The 26,634-nt window shown below is 36.2% G+C and carries 29 protein-coding genes, 3 riboswitches and 1 other annotated feature; of the genes, 4 read left to right on the plus strand and 25 right to left on the minus strand.

All coding sequences use genetic code 11. From position 1 onward, the window contains the following. Positions 1-43: 43 nt before the first annotated feature. From JFU20_RS07885 to gltP, 3 genes are all read right to left on the minus strand, one after another. Entirely contained in the window at positions 44-1,360 is a 1,317-nt protein-coding gene (locus tag JFU20_RS07885) for a Na+/H+ antiporter NhaC family protein (protein WP_002011678.1), read from the minus strand. Positions 1,361-1,454: 94 nt separating this feature from the next. Next, positions 1,455-1,560, minus strand: a riboswitch (SAM riboswitch). Positions 1,561-1,680: 120 nt separating this feature from the next. Beyond that, positions 1,681-2,199, minus strand: coding sequence for a ribonuclease FAU-1 family protein (locus tag JFU20_RS07890; protein ID WP_002011679.1), 519 nt, complete (start codon positions 2,197-2,199; stop codon positions 1,681-1,683). Between the two features lie 68 nt (positions 2,200-2,267). Further along, positions 2,268-3,542: a glutamate/aspartate:proton symporter GltP gene (gene gltP, locus JFU20_RS07895; protein ID WP_002011680.1), complete on the minus strand. Its 1,275-nt coding sequence runs from the start codon at positions 3,540-3,542 to the stop codon at positions 2,268-2,270. 491 nt (positions 3,543-4,033) lie between these two features. Between gltP and JFU20_RS07900 the strand changes: the two genes are divergently transcribed. Both JFU20_RS07900 and JFU20_RS07905 read left to right on the plus strand, forming a co-directional pair. After that, entirely contained in the window at positions 4,034-5,308 is a 1,275-nt protein-coding gene (locus tag JFU20_RS07900) for a murein hydrolase activator EnvC family protein (protein ID WP_002011681.1), read from the plus strand. Between the two features lie 98 nt (positions 5,309-5,406). After that, positions 5,407-5,571, plus strand: coding sequence for a hypothetical protein (locus tag JFU20_RS07905; protein ID WP_002011683.1), 165 nt, complete (start codon positions 5,407-5,409; stop codon positions 5,569-5,571). A gap of 32 nt (positions 5,572-5,603) precedes the next feature. On the opposite strand, the gene JFU20_RS07910 is transcribed toward JFU20_RS07905, so the two are convergent. The 12 genes from JFU20_RS07910 to JFU20_RS07965 form a co-directional block, all read right to left on the minus strand. After that, on the minus strand, positions 5,604-6,959 hold the full coding sequence (locus tag JFU20_RS07910; protein ID WP_002140989.1) for a sodium-dependent transporter: 1,356 nt from the start codon (positions 6,957-6,959) through the stop codon (positions 5,604-5,606). 111 nt (positions 6,960-7,070) lie between these two features. Then, positions 7,071-7,317, minus strand: a binding site (T-box leader). Between the two features lie 61 nt (positions 7,318-7,378). Beyond that, positions 7,379-7,996, minus strand: a complete 618-nt coding sequence (locus JFU20_RS07915) for an NAD(P)-binding protein (protein WP_002166092.1) — start codon at positions 7,994-7,996, stop codon at positions 7,379-7,381. Continuing rightward, complete coding sequence (locus tag JFU20_RS07920; protein ID WP_002011686.1) at positions 7,971-8,723, minus strand: sirohydrochlorin chelatase; 753 nt, start codon at positions 8,721-8,723, stop codon at positions 7,971-7,973. Before JFU20_RS07920 ends, JFU20_RS07915 begins: the two co-directional genes overlap by 26 nt. A 1-nt stretch (position 8,724) precedes the next feature. Further along, the gene (gene cobA, locus JFU20_RS07925; protein WP_002011687.1) at positions 8,725-9,501 is read right to left on the minus strand and encodes a uroporphyrinogen-III C-methyltransferase; all 777 of its coding nucleotides are present in this window, start codon (positions 9,499-9,501) and stop codon (positions 8,725-8,727) included. A gap of 84 nt (positions 9,502-9,585) precedes the next feature. After that, entirely contained in the window at positions 9,586-9,786 is a 201-nt protein-coding gene (locus tag JFU20_RS07930) for a DUF3906 family protein (RefSeq protein ID WP_000366913.1), read from the minus strand. Between the two features lie 10 nt (positions 9,787-9,796). Beyond that, on the minus strand, positions 9,797-11,419 hold the full coding sequence (locus tag JFU20_RS07935) for a nitrite/sulfite reductase (RefSeq protein ID WP_002011689.1): 1,623 nt from the start codon (positions 11,417-11,419) through the stop codon (positions 9,797-9,799). Positions 11,420-11,430: 11 nt separating this feature from the next. Then, the gene (gene cysC / locus JFU20_RS07940) at positions 11,431-12,024 is read right to left on the minus strand and encodes an adenylyl-sulfate kinase (protein WP_002011691.1); all 594 of its coding nucleotides are present in this window, start codon (positions 12,022-12,024) and stop codon (positions 11,431-11,433) included. A 12-nt stretch (positions 12,025-12,036) separates the two neighbouring features. Continuing rightward, the gene (gene sat, locus JFU20_RS07945; RefSeq protein WP_002011693.1) at positions 12,037-13,173 is read right to left on the minus strand and encodes a sulfate adenylyltransferase; all 1,137 of its coding nucleotides are present in this window, start codon (positions 13,171-13,173) and stop codon (positions 12,037-12,039) included. Between the two features lie 39 nt (positions 13,174-13,212). Then, complete coding sequence (locus JFU20_RS07950; RefSeq protein ID WP_002011694.1) at positions 13,213-13,917, minus strand: phosphoadenylyl-sulfate reductase; 705 nt, start codon at positions 13,915-13,917, stop codon at positions 13,213-13,215. 87 nt (positions 13,918-14,004) lie between these two features. Next, positions 14,005-14,148: a YezD family protein gene (locus JFU20_RS07955; RefSeq protein WP_000116159.1), complete on the minus strand. Its 144-nt coding sequence runs from the start codon at positions 14,146-14,148 to the stop codon at positions 14,005-14,007. A 72-nt stretch (positions 14,149-14,220) separates the two neighbouring features. Next, positions 14,221-14,329, minus strand: a riboswitch (SAM riboswitch). Between the two features lie 117 nt (positions 14,330-14,446). Beyond that, entirely contained in the window at positions 14,447-15,763 is a 1,317-nt protein-coding gene (lysA, locus tag JFU20_RS07960; protein ID WP_002011695.1) for a diaminopimelate decarboxylase, read from the minus strand. Positions 15,764-15,943: 180 nt separating this feature from the next. Further along, a riboswitch (Lysine riboswitch) is annotated at positions 15,944-16,125 on the minus strand. 89 nt (positions 16,126-16,214) lie between these two features. Continuing rightward, positions 16,215-16,610, minus strand: a complete 396-nt coding sequence (locus tag JFU20_RS07965) for a DUF3888 domain-containing protein (protein ID WP_185949916.1) — start codon at positions 16,608-16,610, stop codon at positions 16,215-16,217. Positions 16,611-16,863: 253 nt separating this feature from the next. Between JFU20_RS07965 and JFU20_RS07970 the strand changes: the two genes are divergently transcribed. Beyond that, the gene (locus JFU20_RS07970; RefSeq protein WP_002086724.1) at positions 16,864-18,750 is read left to right on the plus strand and encodes an LTA synthase family protein; all 1,887 of its coding nucleotides are present in this window, start codon (positions 16,864-16,866) and stop codon (positions 18,748-18,750) included. A 182-nt stretch (positions 18,751-18,932) separates the two neighbouring features. Continuing rightward, positions 18,933-19,634, plus strand: a complete 702-nt coding sequence (gene pssA, locus JFU20_RS07975) for a CDP-diacylglycerol--serine O-phosphatidyltransferase (RefSeq protein ID WP_002011698.1) — start codon at positions 18,933-18,935, stop codon at positions 19,632-19,634. A 32-nt stretch (positions 19,635-19,666) separates the two neighbouring features. Here the strand turns inward: pssA and JFU20_RS07980 are convergent, their stop codons facing one another. The 10 genes from JFU20_RS07980 to hisD all read right to left on the minus strand — a co-directional run bounded on the left by JFU20_RS07980 (position 19,667) and on the right by hisD (position 26,631). Next, on the minus strand, positions 19,667-20,647 hold the full coding sequence (locus tag JFU20_RS07980; RefSeq protein WP_002011699.1) for a 2-hydroxyacid dehydrogenase family protein: 981 nt from the start codon (positions 20,645-20,647) through the stop codon (positions 19,667-19,669). A 135-nt stretch (positions 20,648-20,782) separates the two neighbouring features. Further along, positions 20,783-20,947 (minus strand): YozQ family protein, encoded by a 165-nt coding sequence (locus JFU20_RS07985; protein WP_002011700.1) that lies wholly within the window; start codon positions 20,945-20,947, stop codon positions 20,783-20,785. Positions 20,948-21,015: 68 nt separating this feature from the next. After that, complete coding sequence (locus tag JFU20_RS07990; RefSeq protein WP_002011701.1) at positions 21,016-22,035, minus strand: histidinol phosphate phosphatase domain-containing protein; 1,020 nt, start codon at positions 22,033-22,035, stop codon at positions 21,016-21,018. Between the two features lie 12 nt (positions 22,036-22,047). Further along, on the minus strand, positions 22,048-22,371 hold the full coding sequence (gene hisE, locus JFU20_RS07995; RefSeq protein ID WP_002011702.1) for a phosphoribosyl-ATP diphosphatase: 324 nt from the start codon (positions 22,369-22,371) through the stop codon (positions 22,048-22,050). 10 nt (positions 22,372-22,381) lie between these two features. Then, positions 22,382-22,687, minus strand: a complete 306-nt coding sequence (gene hisI / locus JFU20_RS08000) for a phosphoribosyl-AMP cyclohydrolase (protein WP_002086731.1) — start codon at positions 22,685-22,687, stop codon at positions 22,382-22,384. Continuing rightward, positions 22,684-23,442, minus strand: a complete 759-nt coding sequence (gene hisF / locus JFU20_RS08005) for an imidazole glycerol phosphate synthase subunit HisF (protein ID WP_002166095.1) — start codon at positions 23,440-23,442, stop codon at positions 22,684-22,686. The genes hisI and hisF overlap by 4 nt, the downstream gene beginning before the upstream one ends. Continuing rightward, complete coding sequence (hisA, locus tag JFU20_RS08010; protein ID WP_002086736.1) at positions 23,436-24,155, minus strand: 1-(5-phosphoribosyl)-5-[(5-phosphoribosylamino)methylideneamino]imidazole-4-carboxamide isomerase; 720 nt, start codon at positions 24,153-24,155, stop codon at positions 23,436-23,438. Before hisA ends, hisF begins: the two co-directional genes overlap by 7 nt. After that, positions 24,128-24,757: an imidazole glycerol phosphate synthase subunit HisH gene (gene hisH / locus JFU20_RS08015; RefSeq protein ID WP_002011707.1), complete on the minus strand. Its 630-nt coding sequence runs from the start codon at positions 24,755-24,757 to the stop codon at positions 24,128-24,130. The genes hisA and hisH overlap by 28 nt, the downstream gene beginning before the upstream one ends. Further along, positions 24,758-25,342, minus strand: coding sequence for an imidazoleglycerol-phosphate dehydratase HisB (gene hisB / locus JFU20_RS08020; RefSeq protein ID WP_201038518.1), 585 nt, complete (start codon positions 25,340-25,342; stop codon positions 24,758-24,760). Continuing rightward, positions 25,342-26,631, minus strand: a complete 1,290-nt coding sequence (gene hisD, locus JFU20_RS08025) for a histidinol dehydrogenase (RefSeq protein WP_002011711.1) — start codon at positions 26,629-26,631, stop codon at positions 25,342-25,344. The genes hisB and hisD overlap by 1 nt, the downstream gene beginning before the upstream one ends. Positions 26,632-26,634 lie beyond the last annotated feature (3 nt).

The raw sequence follows: 26,634 nt of genomic DNA on the forward strand, positions 1-26,634 counted from the left end.
TCTCCGAGCGTTTTCAACTGCTAATAATAAATGTCTCTTTATGTTATGCAGTTTTATGATACTCTTTTTTTTCCGCCACTTTAGAAAATCTCGGGAAACCAATTAATATAGAAATGATTCCACATACTCCAACTAAAATTGGATAAAATGCATATGGTAACAATTCGACCGGAGATAACGCAGCAAATCCTGCCGCTGTTAACATTTGAGCACCATATGGGATTAACCCCTGTACACAGCAAGAGAAAAGATCCAGTACACTCGCTGATTTACGGGGATCAATTTCATACTGATCCGCAATATTTTTCGCAAGCGGACCTGTAAAAATGATAGAGATTGTATTGTTTGCTGTACACACATTCGTCATACTCACTAAGCCAGCAATACCGAACTCCGCTCCTTTTTTCGAACGAATATTACGTGTTAAAAGATTCATTAAATATTGAATGCCACCATTATACTGGATAAGTTCAACCATACCACCGATTAAAATGGCAAGTAACACTAACTCCATCATACCGCCCATTCCAGTCGTTACACTTTTAAAGAAACTCTCTAACGTATAACTTCCATCTATAAGACCGATAACACCAGATAATACCGTTCCACCAGTTAATACAATGAGTACATTCCAGCCAAGTAGCGCTGTAACAAGTACACCTGCATATGGTAAAATCTTCACCCAATCAAATGTATGAGCTTTAATTTCTGTATCATTACCTAAAGTAATCATTACTAATATTACAATTGTAATGACTGCAGCTGGCAATACAATTAAAAAATTCGTTTTAAACTTATCTTTCATTTCTGTTCCTTGCGAACGAACAGCAGCAATTGTCGTATCAGAAATAAATGATAAATTATCGCCAAACATCGCTCCACCCACAACAGTAGCCATCGTAAGCGCAATTGAGATATCTGTTTGCCCACTAATACCTACAGCAATCGGTGCTAATGCAGCAATTGTTCCCATTGAAGTTCCCATCGCTAATGAAATAAATGCCCCTATAACAAAAATTCCAGCAACGATAAATCCTTGGGGTAAAATAGATAACGCTAAGTTAACAGTGGAATCAACTCCGCCCATTCCTTTTGCTGTTTCAGAAAACGCCCCTGCAAGTACAAAAATCAGAACCATGATCATAATATCAGGGTTTCCTGCACCTTTAGCAAATCGTTCTACTTTCACATTAAAGCTTTCCTTACGATTCATCACTAAAGCAATTCCTACAGCAATTGAAATTGCTACGAGTATCGGCAATTTATAGAAATCACCTGTAATAATTCCAGAACCAATAAATAGCGCCAAAAATACTCCAAGTGGTAATAAAGCTAAACCATTTCCTCTCGTTTCTTTCAAAGTATCATCTCTCCCTAGTTTTCAACCTTTTCTAATGAATAACAAAAGACCTCTTCCGATGAGAAGAGGTCTTATACATCTATAAGAAACGCTCTTCTCATCTTTCAAGCACACGCTTGCTGGATTTGGCACAGCACTCTGAAATCGAGTCCGCTGCCGAGGCATCGTAGGGCCAGTCCCTCCGCCTCTCTTTATAAGAAGGTTTCATATTTATTTTTTAATAATAATTTCTTTCCTAACTTTACTCGCTTACAAAACAAAAGTCAATTATTTTTTGTATAGATTTTTTTGGTAATTATACAAAAATATGAATAAACCAATCATTTTAACTTTTCGATTTCTTTATCCAATATTGAAATCCAATAAAATTTTCTATTTTTTATCGTCGCGATAATCCATTTTGTTGTATTCCATGCTAACTCATATTCTTCTTTTGTAACATCACCAATTTTATAGGCATCCTCTAACTCGTCTTCATCCAGTACATAGATCTCACCGTTCGGTAACAATACTACATCTAAATATAAATCATCAAAATAAGGTAAACCACGCTCGTCTATTTTATATTCTTTCGTCACGTCGATATAATATTGCAGTAATTGTTTTTGATTGTCTAACATAGCTGTAATTGCAAAGTTTTCCCCGTTTATAAAATATTGCATCCATGTATACCCATCACCTGCAATGCAAAGCTGTTTACCATTGTATTCTTTATAACTAGGTTCTCTCACTTTTTTTATGTCCAGTATTCCTAACATTCCATCCTCTACTTGCTTAACCCTATAATCCTTCTCTATTAGTCGCTTCCACGAAGAACCGTCACCATATTTACGTTTCATTACGTCCGCTCCTCTTCTATATATAGAAAAGCCCCCACATATTATGTGAGAGCTTGTTCATATTATAATTAAGCTGCTTGACCCTTTTCAGATATCTCTTTTAAATAGGCTTGTCCTTTTTCAGCGTCATATTGACCTTCCCACTTAGACATAACTACAGCCGCTAAAGAGTTACCTACAACGTTAACTGCTGTACGAGCCATATCAAGAATACGGTCAATACCTGCAATAAACGCTAAACCTTCAGCTGGAATACCTACTGTACCAAGTGTTGCTAATAATACAACGAATGATACGCCCGGTACACCCGCGATACCTTTTGATGTAACCATTAATACAAGTAATAACGTAATTTGTTGTGTAATGGATAATTCAATACCGTACATTTGCGCTAAGAAAATTGCCGCAATTGCTTGATATAAAGTTGATCCATCTAAGTTAAATGAATAACCTGTTGGAATAACGAAAGATGTAATTGCTTTCGGACAACCGAACTTTTCCATTTTCTCCATAATTTTCGGTAAAACCGTTTCTGAACTTGCTGTAGAATACGCTAAGATCAGCTCGTCTTTTAAAATCTTAAAGAATTGGAAAATGTTTATTCCAAATATTTTCGCTGTAAGTCCTAATACAACTACAACGAAGAAGATCATTGCCCCATATACTACAATGAGTAATTTCCCTAATGGAATTAATGAAGCTAATCCGAATGTAGAAACTGTAACACCAATTAATGCGAATACACCAAATGGTGCAAACTTCATAACTTGGTTCGTTACATAAAACATTGCATCTGCTACACCTTGGAAAAATTGTAGAACTGGTTTGCCACGCTCACCAATTGCTGCTACACCTAAACCAAATAATACTGAGAAGAAGATAATAGCAAGCATATCACCTTCAGCTAATGATTTCATAATGTTCGTTGGAACAATATTTACAAACGTATCCGCGAACGAATGACTTTGTACTTGCTCTGTCGTATGTGTATATTTAGAAATATCTGTTTTTGTTAACTTATCCATATCAACGCCTTTTCCAGGTTGGAAAATGTTTGCTATTAATAAACCAACAACAATTGCAAGTGTTGTAATAATTTCAAAGTAAATAATTGTTTTTCCGCCTAGTCGACCTAACTTTTTAATATCGCCAACACCAGCAACCCCAACAACAATACTCGCTACAACAATCGGTACAACAATCATCTTAATTAATCGGATGAAAATATCACCAATTGGTTGTAAGTACTTCACCACTTCCTGATTGCCAAAGAAAATCGCCCCAACTGTAATACCAAGCGCAAGTCCTATTAAAATTTGCCATGCAAGTCCTATTCTTTTCATACTTGTGGTAACCCCCTCTTCGATGTGTCACTCTATCTCTCATTCTATCTCTATAAAACTTGAAATTAAGAGTATTACATATTATTCGACAATTCACTACATTTTGTCCCTGTTGAAAATCATAAATCAAAATTTAAAATCTGACAACAAAATAAGTTTGCACGAATGCAAATAATTTTCTTGACAAAAACAAACCCCATGTCAGAAAACCTCACATGAAATCGATTCCTTACTAGTGATTGATAGGTTTTTAAAATACTGTTTCATTATGGAAAACTCCATCATTTCCCATGTTTTTTTAAAAAATATAGAAATTGATATCTTTTTCTATACATTCAAGAATTTTAAATTTATGACAAACACTACGAAAAGATACTAAATTCCGACAAAACTTAGCAAAATTATAAAATTTTCTTTACATTATGATTACAACGATAGACACTCTTCTTCTTATGATATATAACATTCATAGGGAAAGGAGCAAGACAACCATGAAAAAGAAATTTGCAGCATTTAGTGTTTTAGCAGCTGGAACGATTTTCGTTTCCCCGTTACTTTCACCCGTATACGCTGAAACGAATGAGAATAAATTATCTAATATTCAATCCGAATTAGAAGGCAAACAAAATGACTTACAAAATAAATCAGCTGAGAAAGAACAAATAGAAAAAGAAATCCAGGAATTACAAAAGAAAATCGACGAATTAACTACTTCTATTAATAAAAACGAAGCTGAATTAAACGATACAAAAAAAGAAATTAGCAACACACAGCAAGTTATTACTGAAAAAAAGAAACATATAGAGCAATTACAAACGAACATAGATACACGGCAGGAAGTTATTAAACAACGACTACAATCTATGCAAGAAAAGCCTCGTACGAGTATCATTACAGAAGTAATAACAAGTTCTGCAAATATTGCCGATCTTGTTGATAATATGTATTCTGTAAGTTTAATTTTAAATAACGATACAGATATTGTGAAAAAGCAAACAAGTGATCAGAATGCTGTGACGACAGAAAAAGAAGCTGTTGAGAAAAAAGAGCAACAACTGAAAGCATCTGAGCAAAAATTAGAACAAAAACAGCAAGAATTACAAAGTAACCAACAACAGCAACAAACTTTTATTAACGATCTACATACGAAAGTAGCAAAAGTAGATTCAGAGATTGAAGGGTTAGAAGAATCAAAAGGCATTTTAGAAAACCAGCGTCAAGCTGTTCAAAAAGCAATTGAAGAAGAAAAACGTGCAGAAGAAGCGCGTAAAGCTGAAGAGGCACGTAAGGCTGAGGAAGCAAAAAAACAGGTAGCCGCTTCTGCTAAAGAAAGCACACAATCCGCACCAACACCGCAAGATACGAACAAAGGTGGATTTATTAAACCTGCCGCTGGATCGAAAACTTCAGGATTTGGTACACGTTCTTTAGATAACCATAAAGGAATCGATATCGCAGCTTCAGGAACAGTGCCAATCGTAGCTGCTGCAGATGGCGTCGTTATCCGTTCAGAATTATCATCTAGTTACGGAAATGTTGTATACTTATCTCACCGTATAAACGGAAAAACATATACAACTGTATATGCACATATGAGTAGCCGTTCTGTATCTAATGGACAAACTGTAAAACAAGGCACTCAACTTGGATTTATGGGGAACACTGGCCAATCATACGGACAACATTTACACTTCGAACTTCACCTTGGGGAATGGAATGTCGGTAAGACAAACGCAGTTGATCCATCTCCTTATATCGGATTATAAAAAACTCGGTGCATACCGAGTTTTTTTTACTACTTCACACTTTTTAGGCGTTTTACATAAACTACAACTAAATGCCTATATTTTGCGGGGTGATAAATATGAATACACAATTACAAGAAGAAATAGAAGAAGCTAGAGAAACATACATCGGCCGGTTATTTACATTCGGCGGCTCAGCGTTATTTTTAATTGGATCATTCATCGCAGTTGTCACAGCTTATAAAGCATATAATCGCTTATTAAATACACCTACAACACAATAAAAAGACGGAGAATCCACATCTCCGTCTTTTTATTATGCAAACATTTTAAATACACCTATCGCATTTAAAAATACGATAATTACAGTTACCGGAATAACATAACGAAGTAAGAAAAACCAAATATTAAACAATGTTTTCCCTTTCGTTTCCGTAACTTCTAATTCTTTCATTAATAACTCTTTACTCATTTTATTTGGTACGAATAGCGAAATGGCTAGTACTCCGAGTGGCAGTAATACATTACTTACCGAAAAATCGACGAAATCAAAGAATGTCTTACCAAATATTTTCACATCACTCATAATTCCAAACGATAACGCTGATGGAATTCCAACTGCAAAAATAAGAATACCAATTAATAACGAAGCTGACGGACGCTTCTTCTCATTATCTTTCGCAACAGATGCTACTACAATTTCAAGCATTGAAATCGCAGATGTTAAAGTCGCAAAGAAGAATAACACTAAAAACATAATGAAGAAAAATTGTCCAAATGGAATTTTCGCAAAGACAGCAGGAAGAACGATAAACAGTAGCCCTGGTCCTTCTGTCGGTTTAACTCCTAATGCGAAAATCGCCGGAAAAATCGCTAATCCTGCAAGTACTGTAATAAATACAGTTAAACTTACAATAGATGTTGCTGATTTAGCTAAATGCTCTTCTTTCTTTAAATACGAACTATACGTTACCATTACCGAGGCACCTACCGTTAGTGAGAAGAAAGATTGTCCCATCGCATATAAAATCGTATCTGCTGTAAGCTTTGAAAAATCTGGTTTTAAGAAGAACTCTACCCCAGCCATAGCACCATCAAGTGTTAACGCACGAATAATGATAGCAATAAATAAAATGAATAATAACGGCATCATGTACTTACTTGCTTTTTCTATGCCTTTTTCCACACCTTTACTAACAACAAAAATGGTACAAAGCATAAAGATGAATTGCGCCCCAATCGCACTTACTGGATTTGAAATTGTTTCAGCAAACAATTGTCCATAATCGACTACTCCGTTCCAGAAACTACCTGTGACACTATAGTATAAATAAAGTAAAATCCATCCACCTACAACACTATAAAAAGATAGCACGCTAAAACAAGTAACAACCCCCATACGACCAATCCAAGGATATAACTTGCTATTCGGTACTAATACTTTATAAGCTGTAACGGCCTCTTTTTGAGTACTACGGCCAATAACAAATTCAGCTAAAAGAAGAGGCATACCAATAAATAAAGTTAATAGTAAGAATACAAGGAAGAATGCGCCTCCCCCACCATTACCTGCAACATATGGAAACTTCCATATTGCACCAAGACCTACTGCGGCTCCGGCTGCTGCGAGTACAAAGCCAATTTTCGACGTCCATTGCTGTGTTTCTTTCATCATAAATTCTCCTTTTCTGAATATTATAACTTTTATCAATTATACACTTTCATTTCATACTCGCACACCTCCTTTAGAAAATAAAAAAGTCCCCTACACGCAAATATGCATGTAGAGGACGATATATGTAATAGAATACCGTGGTACCACCTCAATTGGATCAATAAATCCCACTTGTTCAGGTACAGGAAAATTCCGATACCCTATCCTTTTAACGGCGGAACCCGGGTTGCCTACTGCAATGTTCAGCATACCTCTCGCAAGCCCATTCTGTATATTTTATCGTACCGGGCTCACACCTTACCCCAGCTCTCTGAACGCATCAAATATACGTACTCTTCTTGCTCATCGATTTCATCTTTTGAAGTTACTTGTGATTATAAATTATATTTTTATATTTGTAAAGCACAATTCACTCACTATCCTATATAAATTCCCCTCTCTAATTCTTGTAAAAAAAGCTCTCTTTTTTGTTCACTTTGAACATATATCGACTTTAATACTTCTTGTAACAATATATTTTTTTGCCTTTTCTCTACTTGTAATTCTTTCACTTTTAGTCTAACTTCATATAAAAAATCAAGATACGATTCATACTTCTCATCATATTTATTTGCGATATCATCACGAATTTTTTTTGCAAGTTTCGGACTTGCCCCTCCAGTAGAAACAGCTACATTAAGCAATCCACGATGAATTGCCGCCGGAAAATGAACATTTCCACTTTCCGGATTCGTAATAACATTTACCAATTGATTCACTGCGGCATCTTCAGCAATTTGTTCATTTAGTACCGAATCACTAGTCGCTGCAACTACTAAAAAAGCATCTTTAATATCACTTTTCTCATACTCTCTTTGATACCAACGAATTTGCTTTTCTTCTACAAGTTTCACTAAATTTGCATCTAATTCTGTACTTACTACAACAATATCCGCACCTTGTTTTAGTAAAGGAATAATTTTAAACCCCGCTACTTTCCCTCCACCAATGACAACAACACGTTTCTTATCAACTCGCACTGTAAGTGGATACATATTGATCTCCCTTCAATATTTCCTCTGTTTTCTGAATTAACATCTCTCGAAACGCTACATTCTTTCCTAAATAGGGACTTATCTTTATCTCTTCCGACTCATATTGACGCACTTCTTTCTCAACATGTTTCATGAGTAAGCCTGTAAATAATAAGTAAGGTAACACAACAATGTTCCGTTCTTTTTGTTCTACAATTTCTTTCAACCTCTCATCAAACTTCGGCTCCGCGGCTGCTAAATAACAAACTTCCACCTCTTTAATGTTCTCTTCTTTTTGAAATAAAGAAGAAATCCACTTTATGTCTTGTAAAGTTTCCGGATCACTACTCCCTCTTGCAACGAGCAAAAGTGTTACTTCTTCTTTATATTCTTTGATACCACTTCCGTTATATACCGCTTTTACAAGCACTTCTGATACACCAAATGGATTACCATACACTATTTTGATATCCGGATATTCCTCGTTTAACTTTCGTAATTCAAACGGAATATCTTTCTTTACATGTCCTGCCGCTAATAAAAAAACAGGAATAGCGACAATCTCTGTAGCACCACGCTTCACACATGTACGAAATCCTTCTTCAATAGAAGGATTCGCTAGCTCTAAAAAACAAATTTCTTGAATATTTGCCTCTACACGGTTCATACATGACGTAATAAATGCAACCGCTTCTTCTTTTGCTGCTTTCAAACGGCTTCCATGACATATATATATAACAGCCTTCATTTTACAATACTCCGCTTACTTGATATGCATTTTCCGTTTGTTTCTCAAACCAATGTATCTTTTCTCTAAAACGGACAACTTCTCCAATAACAATCATACTTGGATTTTGAATTCGTTCTTTTTTGGCAACATCTACAACTGTTCCTAACGTCGCTGTAACAGTACGTTGCATAGATGTCGTTCCCCACTCAATGATAGCGGCAGGTGTACTTTGATCTTTTCCATGTTTTATTAGTTGTTCACATATGTAAGGTAAATTACTAACCCCCATATAGACCGCTAATGTATCTACACCTTTCGCTAAACTTTCCCACTTCACTTCCTCTTCAGCCCCTTCTTTCCGGTGCCCTGTCACAACAGCAAAACTTGCACTTGCATCGCGATGCGTTACTGGAATTCCAGCATAAGCAGGAGCAGCTATACCAGCTGAAATACCAGGAATAATTTCAAATGGGATACTTTGCTTCGCTAACGCTTCAGCTTCTTCTCCACCTCTTCCAAATACAAATGGATCTCCGCCCTTAAGTCTCGTTACAACTTTTCCTTTTTTCGCATATTTAATAAGAAATGTGTTAATTGTCTCTTGCTTCATCGTGTGATAATTTGGGAGTTTCCCGCAATAAATTAAATCCGCTTCAGGCTTTGCATGAGAAAGCAATTCTTTATTTACGAGACGGTCGTACAATATAACATCAGCCTTCTCGATGCATCTCAACCCTTTAACAGTAATTAAATCCGGATCACCAGGACCCGCCCCGACGATATAAACCTTCCCCATAATCTCTCCTCATTTCTACTATAAAATGAAACTTCCACTCTTCATCACGAATGGAAGTTACTATTATTTCGTATTACATGTTCTCTACTCATGAATAACAAATGCCGCCCCTTTTCGAATCTTCTTTTTTTCAAACAAAGAAATCTCTTTCACTTCTGGTAACGGTAAAAAATGTTTTTCAAGCTCAATTTCCGCAAGCTTAAATGCCTGTTCTTCACTCTGAGCAACGACAACAATTGGAACAATACTATTTACTAATACAGCTTCAAATCGATATAAGTCCATATTGTCCCTCCTAAGACGCTATTACTTCTTCTAATACACGATTTAGTACAATTTGTAATTCTTCCACTCCAACACGTCCTACGAAATCATAAAACGTTTCGGCTAGTAATTTATTCTTTTGGAAATAACTTAAAAAGGACACGAGAACATCCGGCAAATCTTCTCCATCTATTTTCCCTTTTAACTTTTCGTTATATGCTCCTCCGTCTAATAGTGTTCCGCCCACATATATTTCAAACGCCTCAACGATTCCCTTTTCCTTCGTTTTCAGTTTTATCCCTTGCAAACCAATATCAGCAATTTGACGTTGACCACATGAGTTCGGGCATCCTACCATATGAATTCGAACTGGAACATCGAGTGCAATTTGTGTATCTAAGTACTCTGCGATTTTGCGTAATCTTTCTTTCGTTTCTACTAACGCAAGATTGCAATACTCAATGCCAGTACATGAAACCGCATGACCGATAAACGATTTCGGATTTGCTGAAATTGCTTCAAACAACGGTTCACTTAATAATCCTGCAACATTTCCTGGCGGAACATTCGGAATAATGAAGTTTTGAGAGTTACAAGTTCGAATTTGCCCGCTTCCATATTTCTTTGCAATTCTTGCAATCTCAAACATTTCCTCTGCGTGTAAACGCCCTACTGGTACATTAAAGCCGACATACTTTAATCCTGCTTGTTTTTGATCTTGAACGCCATAAAAGTATCCTGCATTCCAGCCTTTGAGAGCACTTTCCCCTTTACTTTGCAATGGGCCTGTGTATTCTACTAGTTTCTCTTTAAATTTCTCAGCGCCCCATTCAGCGACAAGAAATTTCAAACGTGCTAAGTGGCGTTTTTCACGATATCCAAAATCACGGAATATAGTAGCAATTGCAATCGACACTGCCTTCACTTCTTCTGGTAAAACGAATACATCTAATTCTTCCGCTAAGTACGGACGAGCTGATAATCCTCCGCCTATTTTTATATGAAACCCAACCTTTTCCTCACCATTTATTTCTTTCGTAGCAGGTGTAAACGCCACACAGTTAATCTCTGCATTTGCTGAATTATAAATGTTAGAACTAATAGACATTTTGAATTTACGTGGTAGATTAGAAAACTCTTCATTATGTTGGAAGTAATCGTATATTTCTTTAACAATCGATGTTGTATCAAATAGTTCATTCGCATCAATTCCAGCAAGTGGATTTCCTGTGATATTACGCGTAATATCACCGCATGCCCCTGCTGAAGATAAACCAACTCTAGCTAACCTCTTAAAAATATCCGGAATTTGCCCAATTTCTAACCAATGAAACTGAATCGCCTGTCTTGTCGTAATATCTAACACATCACGCCCATAATCTTCAGCAATGGAAGCCAGCACCTCTGCCTGCGCATTTGTAATAATTCCAGAAGGAATGTTGACACGCATCATAAAATAGCCCGCTTCTTTTGGTCTTTGCAAATACAATCCCGCCCATTTAAAAGCGTCCCACTCTTCTTTCGGAATAGATTCAAATCCATTCTCCGCATAATAAGGAATATCATTAAAGATTTCTAATCCATCTTTTTCTAATTTCTTTTTCTCGGACGGATTCAATTTTTCATTATTAGCCCACACTTTTTCATAACTCATCTTTTATCCCCCTATATAAAACTACGCTCTTGTAAGTACTTCACAATTTGCTCTGCACATTCTTCAATAGAATACTTGTGCGTTTCTACAATTAATTCTGCTTGTTTTGGTTCCTCATACGGTGAATCGATACCTGTAAACTCTTTAATATCACCTTTCCTCGCCTTTTTATAAAGTCCTTTCGGATCACGTTTCTCACACTCTTCAATTGGACATTTTACAAACACTTCTATAAACTCATCTGCAGCTAATAGTTCCCTAACTTGTTTTCGGTCTACTCGAAATGGTGAAATAAACGCTGTAAGGACAACAGTTCCTTGATCTACAAATAACTTCGCTACTTCACCAATACGTCTTATATTTTCCATGCGATCACTTTCAGAAAAACCTAAATCTTTATTTAAACCTTGGCGAATATTATCCCCATCTAGCACATAATTTCCGATATTCTTTTCAAACAGTTTGCGAGCAACCGCATTCGCTACTGTAGATTTACCCGAAGCTGATAAACCAGTAAACCAAACTACAAAACTGTGATGCCCATTCTTCACTCTTCTCTCATCTTTTGAAACAGAAGCTGTATGCCAAGTAATATTCGTATCCATCTCATTCTCTCCCTATTCTGTTACTACTTCTTTTTTCAAACCTTTAATTAGCACTTCCACTACTTCTTTACGACTAAATGTACTTGGCGGAATCTCACCATTCCTTAACATTTCTCGTACTTTCGTACCCGATAAGATAACACGGTCTTCTTTTCCATGCGGACATGTTTTCGTTGAAGCCATTGCTTCACATTTCGTGCAGTAAAAACTATGTTCAAAAAATAACGGCGTAATCCCTAACTCTTCTACTGTAAAATTCGTAAAGATTTCCTGCGCTTCATATGTTCCGTAATAGTCCCCTACCCCAGCATGATCACGCCCTACAATAAAGTGGGTACAACCAAAGTTCTTTCTTACTAGTGCATGAAATATCGCTTCCCTTGGTCCTGCATAACGCATTGCTGCAGGAAATACACCTAAAAAGACACGATCTTTCGGATAATAATTTTGAAGTAATACTTCATAGCTTTCCATCCTTACATCAGCAGGAATATCATCTGACTTCGTTTCCCCAACGAGCGGATTTAAAAAGAGACCATCTACAATTTCAAGGGCAGATTTTTGAATATACTCATGGGCACGATGTACTGGGTTTCTCGTTTGAAATCCAACTACTGTTTTCCAACCGCGTTTTTTAAATTCTTCTCTCGTTTCAATTGGATCTAAATGATAAGAAGGAAACGGATTATTTCCAAAGCGTTTTGTAAGAATAATAGCTCCTCCAACGTAAACGTTTGGTCGTTCATATAATTTTTTCACCCCTGGATGTGCTTCATCCGTCGTTTTATATACAAGTAACGCTTCTTTTTCTTTATCTGGCACAAAAATATCTTCTATTTGAATAACACCATATACATTTCCGGCGTTGACAAGTTTTACTTCCTCTCCAGCCTGCAGTTTCTCGGCTACTTCTTCTGTTACCGGTAGTGTAATCGGTATACTCCATACGCTACCATTTGCTAAACGAAGCGTTTCTACTACTGAATCATAATCTCTCTTCCCTAAAAATCCTGTAAGAGGGCTATATCCTCCTGTCGCCAAAAGTTCTAAATCACTAAGTGCAATTTTGTCTATCTCGATTTCCTTTACAATGTTCGATATTTCATATGTTTCATCAATGCGGTTTACTAATTCATTTGTTGTACTCATCTTCTTATATCCCTTCTTAGCTTTATTTCAAAATCTATCTCATTGAAAGTGAAGGCCACATTCCGTCTTCATTTTCCCAGCCCATCTTCCATCTCTTGAGTTGCCACCATCACCTACAGGTAATGTACATTTCTCACACCCAATACTCGGATAGCCAACATCATGCAATGGGTTATACGGCAAACTATGTTTATATACATATCGCCAAACTTCTTTCCAAGTCCAATGAATGAGCGGACAAACTTTAATAGATTGAAAACGACGATCTTGATTTATAAACTGTGTATGCTTACGCGTTTCTGATTGTTCCCTTCTTAAGCCTGATATCCACGCTTTTTCCGCTGCTAATGATTTTTCTAACGGTAAAATTTTTCTAATACTACAGCAAAGATTCGGATTACTTTCCCATAACTTCTCTCCATGAAGCTTCGCTTGTTCATCGAGTGTAAGTTCTGGCTGTTTTTCTATAATATTTAATGAAGGAAATCTCTCGCGTACCTTCTTAATTAATTCGTACGTTTCTTGAAAATGAACATTTGTATCCAAAAATACAACTTTAGCAGATGGATTTACTTGGTTTATAAGATGCAATAAAACCATTCCCTCCACCCCAAAGCTACATGCATATACAATTTCATCTTTATATTCGTTATAAGCCCAACTTAATACTGATAGCGCGCCTTTCGTTTCATCTTCTTCAGAAAATGAAACACTATTTTCTTTCCACGTTTCGTACGTCAACATGTTTTTTCCCCCTGTAAAAGCAAAAAGACGGCTTTAACCTATTAAAAATAGATTAAAACCGCCTCTAGTTTTTCTAGTCAGCGCTTTTTACTTTAAACGAACCTTTTCACTTTTTTCTAATTGAATCACTTTTCCATCTTGCACAACAATTGTAATGGAACCATATTTCATATCAGCAAGCATCGCTTGAATTTTCTCAGATACTTCATCAAAATGCTCCCGTACGCTCACGCAAACAGCCCCCCCTTTTTATTCATAAAAAAATCTTTCCCATTTCGAAAAGACTGTTCGGTAATATATTTTACCTTATCTTTCAAAATGGATTCCATTTTGCTGGATTTAGCACCTTGCTTTCTATAAGCAGGTTGCCGAGCTTCGTAGGGCCAGTTCCCTCAGCTTCTCTTGATAAGCTTTGTATTTGTATTTTATCACAATTCTGATTTTTTTCAATCCTAGTTTTCCGATATATTTAATTATTTTTCTTTTTTTAAAAGGAGTTGCCTTTACTAGACAACTCCTTCTTTCTCATTCACACCAGCTCTTTAATACGTATGCGATCGTTCCCAATGATATTTTCATATGTTTCACGTTCTACGACAATTTGTGACGTCCCGCCTTTTGCAAAGACGACAGCTGGTCTACGAATACGATTATAATTATTCGCCATCGAGTACCCATATGCCCCCGTACAAGAAATTGCTAGTAAATCAGAAGAAGCAACTTGCGGTAAGTTAATATCCCAAATCAGCATATCTCCACTTTCACAGCATTTCCCAGCAATCGAAACGAGTTCCTCATTCTTATCATTCCCTCGATTCGCCAACATCGCCTCATAACGGGCTCCGTATAGAGCTGGTCTTAAATTATCTGTCATTCCACCATCGACTGAAACATATTTCCGAATGCCAGGAATCTCTTTCACCGCTCCGACTGTATAAAGTGTTGTTCCAGCATCACCTACGATACTACGACCCGGTTCAATCCATATTTCTGGAAGCGGATATTCACATAATGTAAACTGCTCTCTTATCGTACTTGTTACAGCGTGCACATACGTTTCAAGTGTTAACGGTGTATCTGAATCCGTATAACGTATACCGAAACCTCCGCCCACATTTAATACTTTCATCACATAATGTGTTCGCTCTCTCACTTCTTCTAAAAATTGGCGGAGTACTTCAATTGCTCGAACAAATCCAGCCGTTTCAAATATTTGTGATCCGATGTGCGAGTGAATTCCTAGCACATTATAATTTGATTTTTGCAAGGCAAGCTCAATTGCTTGCATCGCTTGACCATTTGAAACACCAAATCCAAATTTCGAATCCTCTTGACCTGTTGTTATATATTCGTGTGTATGTGCCTCTACTCCAGGCGTTACACGGATTAATATGTTCACAAATTTCCCATGTTGCATTGCTAAATCATGTAAGATTTCTAATTCTAAGAAATTATCTACTACAAAACAACCGATATTCGCCTGAAGAGCCATAATCATTTCTTCTTCTGTTTTATTATTTCCGTGAAAATGAATACGCGATGCCGGAAAACCAGCTTGGAGCGCAGTATATAATTCTCCTCCAGAAACAACATCTAAAGACATATTCTCTTCACGAGCTACTCGGCACATCTCCATGCACAAGAACGCCTTGCTTGCATATGCTACTTGATAAGAGAAACCACTTTCTTTAAAAGCACGATGAAACGCGCGGCACTTTCCTCGAATAGACTCTTCATCGTATACATAAAGTGGTGTTCCGTATTGTTTTGCTAGCTGCGTCGTATCGCACCCACCAATTTCTAAGTGTCCTTGCCCATTGATTCGGCTTGTGCCGTGTAAATACATTTAAATTCCTCCCTTATTTCCTCTAAAACTCATAACCCCAATCTTCTATTCATTGCAGCACGCTTTTAGATAGACAAAAAACGCGCGGAACAATGTTCACACGCGTTTCTTATTAGGAAAAATATATATTGAAAAAATAAACGAGTTGTTATCTCCTCAAAATAAGAAACCGCATCAACATCTCCAAATAGCTCTTCATAAAATAAATCTTATGACAGTACTACATTTATTCAATGCAGTCCCAATATATGAATAAGATGGTTATTCTTATATTTCGGCAATAGTCCCTTTCAACCTATGATCACAGATTCCATTAAATCTCCCATAGCTTACTCTTTCCTATCGCGGCCTCTACCTTTGAGAGTAGATGAGGTAAGTCTATTTAATTTTCAAACATCTAATTGTTGCTATTAACAATACCAAAGGACCATTTTATTTGTCAAACAATTTTTTATATTGTTTTTTTACAGTTTAATTTTGTATCATTTGGTAAGCGCTTTACTGAAACCTTTGTCACTTCCCATTCGCCCTCTTCGTTATTAAATGTAATCGTTACCTTCTCAAATGGTGGAACAATTTTCCCACCAACCTGTTCATACTTCGTTACTTCAATACTCGCTTGAAATAAATATGTACCACTATACACTTTTTTTAAACTAATAATTTTAGGACATTGATAAGGCTTCAAGCTCCCATATTGTTTTTCAATTGCCTTATTTATTTTTGGAAATAAAACAGAATAAAGGGCATCTTCCATAAGGGGTGCATCATATTGTGCTACCGACACACTCGGTAAAGCAAAAAGTATAACACTACTGCATACTATAAAATATAATAATTTTCGCATTATAACCTCCGTTTTATTACTCGATTCTTTTTGCGCACGATAATTATCATACATAGAAACTCCGTTTTATTGTCTCCCACTGCCCTTTTTCTACTCAATTATTATAAAAAAGCCCACAACTCTCTTTTATTTTCGTATAATGATACTCATAGTATAATAAACATAATAACAAAGGACTGTTCGTATATATAAAATGAGGCGCTAATCAAACCGGCTCACAAGAACCGTCATGCTTTTAGGAGAGGAGTATATTATGCTACAAAATCTGTTTCCAAAACTGCGATTTGCACTAGTTGCAGTCGTTTTATTATGGATAAAAACATATATTGTGTACAAGCTAGCATTTGATATTAGAATTGATAACTTCTTTGAAGAGTTTATGCTTTTTATTAACCCACTAGCTTCGTTACTTTTATTTTTTGGTTTCGCTTTACTTGCATCTAAGTACCGAAACCGAATTATTATTGTAATTAGTTTTATACTGTCATTTATTTTATTTGGAAATGCAATGTTTTACGGGTTCTATAACGATTTTGTTACTTTCCCTGTTTTATTCCAAACAAATAATATGGCTGACTTAGGGACGAGTATAAAAGAACTCTTTACGTATAAAACATTACTTTTATTTGCAGACGCAATTATTTTAATGTTTATTTCGCGTAAATTCCCATCATTTGGTGATAAAACACCCCTTTCTCGCTCTGAGAAGCGAACTTTCTTTAGCGGCGTAACAGTATTATTAGCACTACAAATTGTTGTTTCAGTTATATATAAACCACAAATGTTCTCACGCTCGTTTGATCGTCAAACTGTCGTGAAAAATTTAGGGTTATACACATATCATCTATTTGATATTACACTTCAATCTAAGTCTTCAGCTGAGCGTGTATTTGCAAGTGGAGACGGGTTCTCTGAAATTAAAAACTATACAGACTCAAAAGATAAACAAGTTGATAAAAACTTATTTGGAGCTGCAAAGGGTAAAAATGTAATTTTAATTTCAATGGAATCTACACAAAGTTTTGTTATTAATAAAAAAATAAATGGAAAAGAGATTACTCCATTTTTAAATGAGTTTATTAAAGATAGTTTTTATTTCGATAACTTCTATCATCAAACGGGACAAGGTAAAACTTCTGATGCTGAATTTATCGTTGAAAATTCCCTTTATCCGTTAGACCGTGGTTCTGTATTCTTTACTCATGCAACAAATGAATACACTGCCACACCAGAACAATTAAAGAAATACGGATATTCTTCTGCTGTCTTCCATTCAAACGATAAAACGTTTTGGAATCGTGACGTAATGTATCCTGCGCTTGGATATGATCGTTACTTTAATTTAAATGATTACGTAGGAACGGAACAAATGTCTGTCGGTTGGGGATTAAAAGATAAAGAGTTCTTTGAGCAATCTATTCCAAAGTTAAAATCTTTACCACAACCGTTCTATACAAAATTTATTACGTTAACAAACCATTTTCCATTTCTTCTAAATCCAGAAGATCAATATGTTGATGAATTTAATTCCGAAAGTGGTGTTTTAAATCGCTACTTCCCAACCGTTCGTTACACGGATGAAGCTCTTAAATTATTTATTAAACAATTGAAAGACGAAGGACTATATGATAATTCCGTTATTGTCATTTATGGTGATCATTACGGCATTTCTGAAAACCATAATGCAGCTATGGCTCAGTTCCTTGGGAAAGATGCTATTACACCATTTGATTCTATGCAATTACAACGCGTCCCTCTCATTATTCATGTGCCTGGCCAAGAAGGAAAAGTCATCTCTAAAGTATCTGGTCAAATTGATATTAAACCAACGTTACTTCATTTACTTGGTATTAAAACAAATCAATCCGTAGAATTTGGAACAGACTTATTTACGAAAGAAAAAGACCCTCTTATGGTAATGCGAGACGGCAGTTTTGTTTCGGAAGATTATGTTTATACAAAAAATATGTGCTATAAAAGAAGCACAGGTGAAGAAGCTGATTTAACACTATGTCAGCCTTATATTGAAAAAGCAAAAACAGAATTAAAATTATCCGACAAACTCATTTATGGAGATTTATTACGATTTGATCCTAACAATCGATATAAAACCGGAACGATGACAACGAAATTTGAATAGTGTAGGAAGCAACTTTACAAAAGTTGCTTCCTTTTTTTACTTTTTTTTCAAATTTCTCTTCTATACAATCTTTCACAAATTGGGAATTTTTTTCGTATGAGAAAGAAATTTATGGTATGATAAAATAAGTAAACTTTCATACACTAATTAAGAATTTATAACAGAAAGCAAGGGATCAGATTTTGTATAGAGCAGCTATTCCAAACTTATTTACGCTCGGGAATTTATATAGCGGATTTTTGTCAATCGGCTATGCATCTTTAGGATATTATAAATCAGCTGCTATTTTAGTACTGATCGGGATGATGTTAGATAGTCTTGATGGTCGTGTCGCTCGTTTATTACGCGTTGATTCACAAATGGGCAAAGAGCTTGATTCACTCGCGGATGTTGTAACATTTGGCGCAGCACCTGCTGTTTTAATGTATTACACATCTTTCTCCAACTATGGCATCATTGGACTATACATAGCGGGATTATTCCCACTGTTCGGAGCATATCGCTTAGCACGATTTAATGTAACGCCATCATCTACTTCTATGAAATATTTCACTGGAGTTCCGATTACTGCAGCAGGAGGGCTTGTTGCTTTCTTAACATTATTTTCACATACCATTCCAAAAATTGTTCTCATTACCGTATTCGTAACGTTCGCATTTTTAATGGTGAGCCGTGTTCGTATCCCAAGTTTAAAAGATGTACCAATTCCACGATATAGCATAATTATTACACTATTTTTAGTTGGAATTATTATCACAATGTACCAAACAAGTTTTGGCAACATTTCTGTTTTCTTATTCATTGCCATTCCACTATACATTTTGTATATGTTATCTCAATTTATTAGACAAAGACCTTCTAAAAAAGCGAATAAAGAAAAATAAAAAAACCTTCCGTATTTCGGAAGGTTTCTTTTTTATTTTGTAACTAATACTTTTTGATTTACAGGTGTTACAGGTTCTTCACCATTTAATACAGCTAAAATATTTCTTACTGCCATTTCAGCCATTGCATCACGTGTTTCGAATGTTGCATTTCCTACGTGAGGAGCAAGTACTACATTCTTTAATCCTTTTAGCTCTTCTGTAATTTTCGGTTCAAATTCAAATACGTCAAGAGCTGCACCTTCAATTTCATTCGTTTTTAGTGCATGAGCAAGTGCTGATTCATTCATAATTGGTCCACGTGAAGCATTTATAATATATGCTGTTTTCTTCATCATTTTAAACTGTTCTTCATCAATCATATGATGTAATTTCGGATTATAAGCACAGTTAATTGTAATAAAGTCCGCTGTTTGTAATAATTCTTCCAACGTTACGTATGTCGCTTCCAGTTCACTTTCAGCTTCAGGCTTTCGATTTGGTCCTGTATATAAAACATTCATTCCAAATGCTCTCGCACGCTTTGCAACTGCCTTCCCGATTTCTCCAAGGCCAATAATTCCGATTGTCTTACCGTGTACTTCGCGGCCCAAGAAGAATAACGGTGCCCATCCGTTAAATCCAGTTGTACGACATAACGTATCACCTTCAGGAATTCTACGTGCCGCTGCTAAAAGAAGTGCAAACGTTAATTCTGCTGTCGCTTCAGTTGATACTTTCGGCGTATTTGTAACAGCAATACCCTTTTCTCCAGCATATGTGTAATCAATATTATCGTAACCAGCACCATAATTTGCGATAATTTTCAAGTTTGGTGCTGCGTCAATAACCTCTTTCGATACCTTCGTAGAAAGTAAGCTTAAAAGTGCATCTTTATCTTTTACACGTTCTGCTAACTCTTCTACACTAATTAATTCTTCTTTATTGTACATTTCTACATCATGATTTTTCAATAATTCTAATCCGATTTCTGGAATTTTCCCTGCTACTAATATTTTCGCCACTACTAACACCTCTTCTATACAAAATATGATATCTCTTATATTTCATTGTAAGAAATCTACATATAAAAACCAAGGAATTTGATTATAGTTTTGAAAATCGACACTTTTCCATAAAAAAAGAGGAGATGCAACTCTCCCCTCTTTTTACGCTTTTTCTTGCGATTCTTTCCCAAGCTTCGCATCGATTGTTCCTTCTGCAACTGTATCGCTAATTTGTTCCTCAATAACTGAGTTAGCAGTATTATTTGTTTCAGAAGTATAGGCTTGATCTGCCGCTTGTACGTTTTGTTTATTTTGTTGTTTCACCATTTTTCATCCTCCTTTTCATTCTTTCTTATTTTGAACAAAAAGGGTGATTTTCATCAAAAAATCGTGTTTCATTTTGAAATTATTACTTCTTCTTCAAGCAATCTCATCGTTCTTACTCGTTTCGTAAATGTAGCTATGTGAGAAATATCATGATTGCGTAATGTCTTTATATTCTCTTCCACATACTTTCCTAAATCATTCGGATAATGGGCATCTGAGGATAGAGTAATCGGAACTCCATGCTTAGCTAATACTTGTAAATAAAGCGGACTTGGGCACATTTCGCGCACAGGATATCGATAGTACAATCCCGCATTTATTTCTGTTGCTGTATTTGTTTCCACTAACGCACGAGCAATTTCCTTATAATAAGAAAGCTGTTCATTCTCATCTAACCGGTAATTAAATACTTTTATGTTATCGAGGTGAGCTATAATATCAAAAAGCTCGGAACGAACAGCACTTTCAACTGTAGCGAAAAACGTGTGATATAAAGTATGTAACTCATGCGTACCAAAATACTCTTTCGTATCTGGATTATCAAATCCCCATCCATCTATAAAATGGACCGAACCGATTACATAATCAAAGTCTCCTAATGCTAGTAAACCTTTTAACTCTTGTTCACCCCCGATAAAATAATCCGCTTCAATTCCAAGTTTGAGCGTTATCCCTCGTTTACTCCATCGCTCTTTTGCCTCTTCAATCGCCTTTGTAAAATCATAAATAGACGTTACTCTTACTTGATCTAACCATTCTTTTTGCAGGCGACCAAGCCTAGAATCACTAATATCTACATACTTTTCATAATATCCTTTCGCTTCATGAAAACGATATAAATGATCGACAATACCAACTTCTTTTATACCTTTTCGCACAGCTTCTTCTAAATATAAATCAATCCATTTCGCTGTAAATGGACCTTCCTTCACACGTCTTTGCAGGCGTTCTTGTGTTTTCATAAGCCATTCCATAGAATGTTTTTCTTCTTTAAGCGGTTCAAAATATTGTAGCGCATCATTTATTTTAGCTAGCCACCCTATTGAATATGGTCCTTCTTCTAAATGAATGTGATAGTCCACTTTCATCCATATTCCCCCTTATAATGTATCTATTTCTCTTCTGTCCCCTACTCGCGAAAGCTTTCCATTTCTTTCTTTCACTTCTTGCATGACATCTTCTAATGGAATATTTTTTTCGGCTAATAGAACAAAACAGTGATAGAACACATCAACCATTTCTTTTACTATTTCTTCTTTATCATTATTTTTAGACGCAATAATTACTTCGGTGCACTCCTCACCAATTTTCTTTAAAATTTTATCTTCACCTTTTGAAAATAAATAATTCGTATATGATTCAGAGAGTGGATTTTTCTTTCGTTCTTCAATTGTTTCAAATAATAACTTAAGGATATCTTCCATATGTATCCCCCTATATAATTTTGTAGTGAAAACACGTTTTTTCTCCCGTATGGCAAGCAGGCCCTACTTGCTTTACGACAACAACGATTGCATCTTGATCACAGTCTAAATAAAGTGATTGCACATATTGGACATTTCCCGATGTACCTCCTTTATTCCATAACGATTGTCTCGAACGGGAATAAAACCATGTTCTTTTCGTTTCCAGCGTCTTGTCATACGCTTCTTCATTCATATAAGCTAACATTAAAACTTCTTTCGTATCTTCCTCGATAACAACAGCTGGTATCAATCCTTTTGCAAAATTAGGTTTCATAACCGCACCTCAACGTTTGCTTCTCTTAATTTTCTCTTTACATCTTGTACAGTCGCTTCACCATAATGAAAGATTGATGCCGCTAATGCTGCATCAACTGTTGTCTTTTGAAATACTTCTATAATGTGATCCACATGACCACATCCACCTGATGCGATTACTGGAACAGAAACGCTGTTTGAAATTGCTCCTGTTAAACGAAGATCATATCCGTTTTTCGTTCCATCTGCATCCATACTCGTCAACAAAATTTCTCCTGCCCCGAGCTGGGCAACGCGTCTCGCCCATTCGATTGCATCCATCCCTGTATCGACTCTTCCGCCGTTCACGTATACATTCCATTTATCTTCCTCTACTTTTCTAGCATCAATTGCTACGACAATACATTGTGAGCCAAAATGTTCCGCACCTTCCTGGATTAACTTCGGATTTCTCACTGCCGCTGAGTTTATTGAAACTTTATCTGCTCCAGCTCTTAGTAAATTGTACATATCTTTAACACTTGAAATCCCCCCGCCAACTGTAAGAGGAATAAACACCTTTGAGGCTGTTTGTTCTACAACATCTATAATCGTTTTTCGCCCTTCATGCGTCGCAGTGATGTCTAAAAATACGATTTCATCTGCTCCCGCATCATTATATAATGCGGCTATTTCAACAGGATTACCGACGTCTTGTAACCCTATAAAATTCACACCCTTTACTACCCGCCCTTCTTTCACATCTAGACATGGAATAATTCGTTTTGCTAACATAGTTTTGTTACCTGTAACACTTTTTCTAAATCAATCGTTTTCTCGTAAAGTGCCTTCCCAATAATGACGCCATATATGTTCATATCATTTAATCTTTTCACATCTTGAATAGATGCGACACCTCCAGATGCAATCACACGAATACCCACGCTTTTTTGCAGTAACTCTAATTGCTCAAAATTTGGTCCTGCAAGTGTCCCATCTTTTGAAATGTCCGTAAACACAATCGTTTGAACACCTACACTTTCCATTTGCTTCGCTAAATCGATGTACGAAATTTCAGACACATCTAACCAGCCCCTCGTTGCTACGAAACCATTTTTCGCATCAATTCCAACTATGATTTGCTCCTTATATAGACGAACCGCTTCTTCTAAAAATGATTTATCGTAAAGAGCAGCCGTTCCTAATATCACTTTTTCTACACCTACTGACAACAACTTCTCCACTGCCGCGAGTGACCGAACTCCTCCTCCAATTTGCACCGGAATACGTACCGCCTTGCATATTTTTTCAATGACAGGTAAATTTACTGACTCCCCAACAATTGCTCCATCTAAATCAACAACGTGTAGTATTTTCGCTCCAAGTTTTTCAAATATGATTGCTTGTGCGACTGGATCTTCATTCATCACCGTTTCTTTACTAAACTCTCCTTGATAAAGCCTGACGCATCGTCCTTCTTTTAAATCGATAGCTGGGAAGATTTCCATGCTTCTACCACCCCTTTGAAATTTTTTAACATTCGCATCCCAATTTCCCCACTTTTTTCAGGATGAAACTGTGCGCCAAATATATTTCCTTTTGCTACAAAACCAGGTACTTTCACTCCATATTCACTTGCCCCATACACAATTTCATTCGGACAATCTGCATAATAAGAGTGGACATAATATACGAAAGAACCGTCCTCTACTCCATTCCAAAGCGATATTTCTCCTTCTTTTTTTAATTCATTCCACCCCATATGTGGAATTTTATAAGGAACTTTTAACTTTCGAATAACACCTGGCAATAAATTTAATCCGTTACAATTTTGTAGTTCCTCACTTTTTTCAAATAAAAGCTGCATTCCTAAGCAAATACCCAGAAGCGGTTTTCCTAAGCTCCCAACTTCTTTTAGCACACATACTAAATCTTTTTCTTCTAAAACGCCCATCGCTTTCGGAAATGTGCCTACTCCTGGTAAAATAACTCCATCACTTCTCAATATTTCTTTTTTATCATCCGTTATGATGTACTCTGTTCCAATATATTTTAATGCTTGTTCCACACTACGAATATTTCCCATTCCATAATCTATAATTGCAATCAATTACAACATCCCTTTCGTTGAATTTACACCATTAATATTGGCATTTTTATCGACTGCCTCTCTAAGCGCTCGACCGAACGCTTTAAATAAAGCTTCAATTTTGTGATGTGTATTGCTTCCGTATAAAACGCGAGCATGTAACGTAATATTTGCAGCATGAGCAACTGCTCTAAAAAATTCTTCCGTTAATTCTGTGTCAAAATCCCCTAGCTTCGGATTTGTTAATTCACCTCGAAATACAATATATGAGCGCCCGCTTATATCAATCGCGACAAATCCTAAAGATTCATCCATCGGTACATACGCTGAGCCGTAACGGTTAATCCCTTCTTTATTTTGCAATGATTCTTTCAAGCAAGTTCCGAGTACAATTCCAACATCTTCAACCGTATGATGAGCATCAACGAATACATCACCTTCAGCTTCAATTTGCAAACCAAATCTTCCGTGTCTAGCAAATAAAGTTAGCATATGATCAAAAAATCCAACTCCTGTTTGCACAGAAACATTCGTACTTTCATCAAGTTGCAAACTTAATTTAATTTTTGTTTCCGTCGTCTCACGTACTTGACTAGACTCGCGCATTATTCTTCCTCCTTAAACCTAATTTGGATTGCTCTTGCGTGTGCATGTAAACCTTCTTTATTTGCAAGTTCTACAATATGATGCTGTACACTTCTTAACGCTTCTTCCGTATACGAAACGAAGCTTGATTTTTTTACGAAATCATCGACGGATAACGGAGAGAAAAACCTTGCCGTTCCACTTGTCGGTAATACGTGATTCGGCCCCGCCAAATAATCTCCAAGCGGCTCAGGTGCATATGGACCAAGAAAAATTGATCCAGCATGCTTTACATAAGATAGAGCATTCATTGGCTCTTTTATGTGTAACTCTAAATGTTCTGGAGCGATTTCATTCGATAAATGAAACGCCTCTTCTAAAGAAGGGACAATAAAAATTGCTCCATTTCTTTTTATGGATTCACGAGCGATTTCACTTCTAGGCAACGTCTCTAGTTGCCTTTCTATTTCTCTTTCTACTTCTTTAGCAAGCTTTATATTTGTTGTAATACAAATAGCTGTTGCCCTCTCGTCATGTTCTGCCTGTGATAATAAATCAGCAGCAATATATTCGGCATTTCCTGTTTCATCTGCGATAACTACAATTTCTGATGGTCCAGCAATCATATCGATATTGACTATCCCATATACTTCTCGCTTCGCTAGCGCGACATATAAATTCCCTGGTCCAACTATTTTATCTACTTTAGGAATCGATTCCGTTCCATATGCTAGAGCAGCAATTACTTGAGCACCACCGGCCATATATATTTCATCTACACCTGCAAGACTTGCAGCAGCTAAAATATGCGGATCAATTCCTCCTTGCTTCGGCGGTGTTACCATTACAATTTTTTTCACTCCTGCGAGTTTTGCTGGCAATACATTCATTAATACTGATGAAGGATACGAAGCAGTCCCGCCCGGCACATATACACCTACATTTTCTAACGGACGAATAAGCTGCCCTCTAATTACCCCTTCACTCATGCAATCAAACATAGATTGTCTTTTTTGCTTTTCGTGATACGAGATAATATTTTTTTTCGCCTCTTTTAACGCTTCTAAAAAAGCTTGCTCTACAAACTTACTTGCTTGTTTTATTTCTTCCTCACTTACACGAAAATCTTTTGTCTCTACACCATCAAACTTTTTTGTATAGAACGATAAAGCCTCATCTTTACTTTCCCTTACGTTTTGAACAATTTCACTTACACTTCTTTGAACAGTTTCTTCTATTATATTAGCGCTTTCTCGTAGCGATTTTATTTTCGATAAAGCCTCTTGGAAATCTTCAAAAACTATCTCCATTTA

It is taken from the genome of Bacillus sp. TH30 (assembly GCF_016650875.1).
GTDB classification, from domain to species: Bacteria; Bacillota; Bacilli; order Bacillales; family Bacillaceae_G; genus Bacillus_A; species Bacillus_A mycoides.

What these genes read in the sequence shown, in the direction of transcription:
- JFU20_RS07890 (WP_002011679.1), bottom strand. Translation starts at nt 2,199, where the DNA reads ATGAAACGTAAATATGGTGACGGTTCTTCGTGGAAGCGACTAATAGAG.
- gltP (WP_002011680.1), bottom strand. Translation starts at nt 3,542, where the DNA reads ATGAAAAGAATAGGACTTGCATGGCAAATTTTAATAGGACTTGCGCTT.
- JFU20_RS07900 (WP_002011681.1), top strand. Translation starts at nt 4,034, where the DNA reads ATGAAAAAGAAATTTGCAGCATTTAGTGTTTTAGCAGCTGGAACGATT.
- JFU20_RS07905 (WP_002011683.1), top strand. Translation starts at nt 5,407, where the DNA reads ATGAATACACAATTACAAGAAGAAATAGAAGAAGCTAGAGAAACATAC.
- JFU20_RS07910 (WP_002140989.1), bottom strand. Translation starts at nt 6,959, where the DNA reads ATGAAAGAAACACAGCAATGGACGTCGAAAATTGGCTTTGTACTCGCA.
- JFU20_RS07915 (WP_002166092.1), bottom strand. Translation starts at nt 7,996, where the DNA reads ATGTATCCACTTACAGTGCGAGTTGATAAGAAACGTGTTGTTGTCATT.
- JFU20_RS07920 (WP_002011686.1), bottom strand. Translation starts at nt 8,723, where the DNA reads ATGAAGGCTGTTATATATATATGTCATGGAAGCCGTTTGAAAGCAGCA.
- cobA (WP_002011687.1), bottom strand. Translation starts at nt 9,501, where the DNA reads ATGGGGAAGGTTTATATCGTCGGGGCGGGTCCTGGTGATCCGGATTTA.
- JFU20_RS07930 (WP_000366913.1), bottom strand. Translation starts at nt 9,786, where the DNA reads ATGGACTTATATCGATTTGAAGCTGTATTAGTAAATAGTATTGTTCCA.
- JFU20_RS07935 (WP_002011689.1), bottom strand. Translation starts at nt 11,419, where the DNA reads ATGAGTTATGAAAAAGTGTGGGCTAATAATGAAAAATTGAATCCGTCC.
- cysC (WP_002011691.1), bottom strand. Translation starts at nt 12,024, where the DNA reads ATGGATACGAATATTACTTGGCATACAGCTTCTGTTTCAAAAGATGAG.
- sat (WP_002011693.1), bottom strand. Translation starts at nt 13,173, where the DNA reads ATGAGTACAACAAATGAATTAGTAAACCGCATTGATGAAACATATGAA.
- JFU20_RS07950 (WP_002011694.1), bottom strand. Translation starts at nt 13,917, where the DNA reads ATGTTGACGTACGAAACGTGGAAAGAAAATAGTGTTTCATTTTCTGAA.
- lysA (WP_002011695.1), bottom strand. Translation starts at nt 15,763, where the DNA reads ATGTATTTACACGGCACAAGCCGAATCAATGGGCAAGGACACTTAGAA.
- JFU20_RS07965 (WP_185949916.1), bottom strand. Translation starts at nt 16,610, where the DNA reads ATGCGAAAATTATTATATTTTATAGTATGCAGTAGTGTTATACTTTTT.
- JFU20_RS07970 (WP_002086724.1), top strand. Translation starts at nt 16,864, where the DNA reads ATGCTACAAAATCTGTTTCCAAAACTGCGATTTGCACTAGTTGCAGTC.
- JFU20_RS07985 (WP_002011700.1), bottom strand. Translation starts at nt 20,947, where the DNA reads ATGGTGAAACAACAAAATAAACAAAACGTACAAGCGGCAGATCAAGCC.
- JFU20_RS07990 (WP_002011701.1), bottom strand. Translation starts at nt 22,035, where the DNA reads ATGAAAGTGGACTATCACATTCATTTAGAAGAAGGACCATATTCAATA.
- hisE (WP_002011702.1), bottom strand. Translation starts at nt 22,371, where the DNA reads ATGGAAGATATCCTTAAGTTATTATTTGAAACAATTGAAGAACGAAAG.
- hisI (WP_002086731.1), bottom strand. Translation starts at nt 22,687, where the DNA reads ATGAAACCTAATTTTGCAAAAGGATTGATACCAGCTGTTGTTATCGAG.
- hisF (WP_002166095.1), bottom strand. Translation starts at nt 23,442, where the DNA reads ATGTTAGCAAAACGAATTATTCCATGTCTAGATGTGAAAGAAGGGCGG.
- hisA (WP_002086736.1), bottom strand. Translation starts at nt 24,155, where the DNA reads ATGGAAATCTTCCCAGCTATCGATTTAAAAGAAGGACGATGCGTCAGG.
- hisB (WP_201038518.1), bottom strand. Translation starts at nt 25,342, where the DNA reads ATGCGCGAGTCTAGTCAAGTACGTGAGACGACGGAAACAAAAATTAAA.
- hisD (WP_002011711.1), bottom strand. Translation starts at nt 26,631, where the DNA reads ATGGAGATAGTTTTTGAAGATTTCCAAGAGGCTTTATCGAAAATAAAA.